Annotated in this window: 3 protein-coding genes; all 3 read right to left on the bottom strand. The window is 68.7% G+C overall.

Annotated elements, in window-relative coordinates; all coding sequences use genetic code 11:
• Positions 1–22 precede the first annotated feature (22 nt).
• Positions 23–1,084 (bottom strand): hemolysin family protein, encoded by a 1,062-nt coding sequence (locus tag ACNPM4_RS11570; RefSeq protein ID WP_029261939.1) that lies wholly within the window; start codon positions 1,082–1,084, stop codon positions 23–25.
• On the bottom strand, positions 1,081–2,397 hold the full coding sequence (locus ACNPM4_RS11565; RefSeq protein ID WP_448985799.1) for a hemolysin family protein: 1,317 nt from the start codon (positions 2,395–2,397) through the stop codon (positions 1,081–1,083). Before ACNPM4_RS11565 ends, ACNPM4_RS11570 begins: the two co-directional genes overlap by 4 nt.
• Before the next feature lie 112 nt (positions 2,398–2,509).
• Positions 2,510–3,244, bottom strand: a 735-nt coding sequence (locus ACNPM4_RS11560; protein WP_448985798.1) for an IMP dehydrogenase, incomplete at its 5' end; no start/stop codon positions are given.

Here is a 3,244-nt window from a genome sequence, read left to right as displayed (position 1 = left end):
GCCCTTCGCGTATCTGTCCGGATCAGCGTCCGCGGAAGCGACGCGTCGCGTCCTGCACCTCGCCGACCAGCTCCTCCAGGATGTCCTCCAGGAACAGCACCGCGGTGGTGTTGCCCTGCGCGTCGCGCACCTTCGCGAGGTGGCGGCCCGCGCGGCGCATGACGGCGAGAGCATCCTCCAGATCCGTATCCTCCTGCACCGGCACCATGTGGTGGATGCGCTTGGCCGGGACCGGCTGGATCATCTTCGTCTCGGCATCCGGCCCTTCGGATGCGCGGAGGATGTCCTTCAGGTGGACATACCCGATCGGTACCGCTTCGTCGTCGACGATCACGTAGCGGGAGAACCCGTAGCGGGACACGGCCTTCTCGATGTCGTCCGGCGTGGTCGACTGCGGCAGCGTCACGAGATCGCCGAGCGGCACGGCGACATCCCGCGCCTTCTTGTCGGTGAATTCGACGGCGGCGGCGACCGTTCCCGCGGTGTCCATCAGCAGACCCTCGCGTCGCGACTGGCTCACGATGGTCGCGACCTCGTCGAGCGTGAACGTGGAGGCGGCCTCGTTCTTCGGCTCCACCCGGAAGAGGCGCAGCACACCGTTGGCGGCCGCGTTGAGCACCCAGATCACCGGCATGAATACCTTCGACACCCACACGAGCGGCGGAGCTAGGATCAGCACGGCACGATCCGGCACCGAGAACGCCAGGTTCTTCGGCACCATCTCGCCGAACACGACGTGCAGGAACGAGACGATCAGCAGCGCGATCGCGAAGGAGACCGCATCGACGGCACCGTCCGGCCAGCCGAGCGCATGCAGCGGCACGGCGAGCAGGTGGTGGATCGCGGGCTCCGAGACGTTCAGGATCAGGAGCGAGCAGATGGTGATGCCGAGCTGCGAGGTCGCGAGCATCAGAGTCGCGTGCTCCATCGCGTACAGCGCCGTCTTCGCTGCACGCGAGCCCTGGTCTGCGCGCGGTTCGATCTGCGACCGACGAGCCGAGATCACCGCGAACTCTCCACCGACGAAGAACGCGTTCGCGATCAGAAGCACGACGAGCCAGGCGAGTCCTCCCCAATCGTTCATCGGGTGGCCTCCTCTCCCCCGTCGAGCGGACTCGGAACGTAGCGGACGCGGTCGACGCGCCGGCCGTCCATGCGGACGACCTGGAGCATGCCGCTGTCGAGCGGCACCTCGTCGCCGACCGAGGGCACGCGCTCGAGCACGCTCATGACGTAGCCGCCCACTGTGTCGTACACGTCGCCCTCCGGCACCTCGACGCCCGCGCGACGGCGCAGCTCATCGGGCCGCAGCTCGCCGGGGAAGGTCACACCCTCCCGGTTGCGGATGACTCCTGCTCTGGTGCGATCGTGCTCGTCGGCGACCTCGCCGACCAGCTCCTCGACGAGGTCTTCGAGGGTGACGAGACCCGCAGTCCCGCCGTATTCGTCGACGACGACGGCGAGCTGGTAACCGCGAGCACGGAGCTCGGAGATCAGGGCGTCGACGTGCACCGTCTCGGGTACGCGCAGGGGCTCGGTCGCCAGAGCACCGACGGGGACGTCGATCCGGCGATCACGCGGCACCGAGATGGCCGCCTTGAGGTGCACGACGCCCGTGATGTCGTCGAGATCGTCGTCGTAGACCGGGAAGCGGCTGTGGCCGGTCCGTCGCGCGAGTTGGATGACGTCGTCCACCGAGTCGCCCGCGGCGATCGCGTGCATGCTCGGCCGCGCGGTCATCACATCGGCGGCGGTCAGCCGGGAGAACATCAGGGTGCGGTCGAGCAGCGTCGCGGTGTCGGCCTCGAGCAGGCCCGCATTGGCGGAGCGTCGGACGAGCGAGGAGAGCTCCTCCGCGCTGCGGGCACCGGAGAGCTCCTCCTTGGGCTCGATGCCCATGCTCCGCAGCACGCCGTTGGCACTGCCGTTGAGCACGACCACGGCCGGTTTGAAGACTGTCGTGAAGGCGACCTGGAAGGGGATGACGAGCTTCGCCGTCGCCAGCGGCAGGGCGAGCGCGAAGTTCTTCGGCACGAGTTCGCCGAGGATCATCGAGAGCACGGTGGCGACGAGCATCGCCACGATCGTCGCGATGGGCGCGACCGCCGCCTCCGGGATGCTCCAGGCGAGGAGCGTCGGACGAAGCAGGTTCGACAGCGCTGGCTCCATCGTGTAACCGGTCAGCAGCGTCGTCAGCGTGATGCCGAGCTGCGCTGCGGAGAGATGCGTGGACGTGTGCCTGAGGGCGCCGATCGTGAGCGAGAGCCGGGATTCACCTCTGGCCTGTCGCGCCTCGAGCTCGGCGCGGTCGAGGTTGACCAGCGCGAACTCGCTGGCGACGAAGAGGCCGGTGCCGACCGTGAGAAGGAGCCCCACGCCCAACATGATGTAGTCCATCAGCGGTTCCTCTCCTGCGAGAGAGGCGGACAGTGGGGCGATGTTCTGCAACTGGGAGGGTCGTCCATTATGCGGACGATTGTACAGAAGACGACTGTGCTCGCGCTCGCGATCACCAGCTGACGGGCAGCGCCTTGCCCTCTTCGTACCCCGCCGCCGACTGGAGTCCGACCAGCGCGCGATCGTGGAACTCCGGCACGGACGACGCACCCGCATACGTGAACGACGAACGCACGCCCGAGGTGATCATGTCCAGCAGGTCCTCCACGCCGGGGCGCAGGGGGTCGAGATAGATCTTGGACGAGGAGATGCCCTCGGCGAAGAGCTCTTTGCGGGCCCGCTCGTAGGCGTCGAGTCGGCCGAAGCGCGCCTGCACCGCCTTGGTCGACGCCATGCCCCAGGATTCCTTGAACAGGCGTCCGTCGCCGTCGCGCTGCAGCTCCCCCGGCGCCTCGATCGTGCCGGCGAACCACGAGCCGACCATGACGGATGCCGCGCCGGCCGCGAGCGCGAGCGCGACGTCGCGGGGGTACCGCACGCCGCCGTCGGCCCAGACATGGGCGCCGAGCTCCTTGGCGGCCTGGGCGGTCTCGAGCACCGCGGAGAACTGGGGGCGGCCGACCGCGGTCATCATGCGCGTCGTGCACATCGCCCCCGGGCCCACGCCCACCTTGAGGATCGTCGCGCCCGCATCGACCAGGTCGGCGACGCCGTCGGCGGTGACGATGTTGCCGGCGACGACGGGCAGACCGAGGTCGAGCTCGGCGATCGCACGCAGAGCGCGCAGCATGCTCTCCTGGTGGCCGTGCGCGGTGTCGACGACCAGCACGTCGACACCGGCTCCGGC

This window comes from Microbacterium umsixpiens (genome assembly GCF_053543675.1).
This window is presented reverse-complemented; position numbering and strand designations above follow the sequence as displayed.